Annotated in this window: 1 pseudogene; it reads left to right on the forward strand. The window is 57.6% G+C overall.

Features of this window, described 5'->3' with window-relative positions:
• Positions 1-609 (forward strand): annotated as a pseudogene (locus YA0848_RS36280) (ExeA family protein); the annotation flags it as partial.
• Positions 610-738: the final 129 nt, after the last annotated feature.

Below are 738 nucleotides of genomic sequence, written 5' to 3' on the forward strand. Positions count from 1 at the left end.
AACAAACGCCCGGCGGCCCTGTTCGTGGATGAAGCTCACGATCTGAACGGTCATACCCTGACAGGGCTTAAGCGCTTGATGGAACTGGTCGAGGATGGTGACGGCCCGCTGTCGGTGGTGCTGGCCGGGCATCCCAAGCTGCGCAATGACCTGCGTCGCCCGAGGATGGAGGAAATCGGCTACCGCACTGACATCTTCTCGCTCGATGGTATCGCCGGCAGCCAGCGTGAGTACATTCATTGGCTGCTGGAAACCTGTACGGAGGGCAAGGTCGAGGCGGAATCGATTCTGACCGAGGAAGCCGTCGATCTACTGGTCACCAAGCTGCGTACGCCGCTGCAAATTCAACTGCACTTGAGCCTGTCTTTGGAGGCTGGCTATTTGACCGGTGAAAAACCCGTTTCGGCGGAACTGGTGGAGTCCGTGTTGTCGCGGCAACTGGATGACCTTGAACCGACCCTGACGCGCCATGGTTACCGTATCAAAGATCTGGTCGAGCAGTTCGACGCTCGGCCCAATGAGATCAAGGCGCTGTTCAGTAATGTGCTCGATCCGGCCCGAGCCGCTGAGCTGCGCGACAAGATGCTGGCAGCAGGGCTGACGATTTAACACGGGGCGCAGAATTCGGGAAAAAACGTACGTTTAGCCAGTGCCCGTTATTCAAGTAGGCGCTGGCTTAAGTGCACGTTTTGTTTCTGAGCGCCCCAAACTCGTCGGGTGAAGTCCGGACATTTTTCC

The sequence above is a fragment of the Pseudomonas sp. S4_EA_1b genome, from assembly GCF_016307435.1.
GTDB classification, from domain to species: domain Bacteria; phylum Pseudomonadota; class Gammaproteobacteria; order Pseudomonadales; family Pseudomonadaceae; genus Aquipseudomonas; species Aquipseudomonas rhodesiae.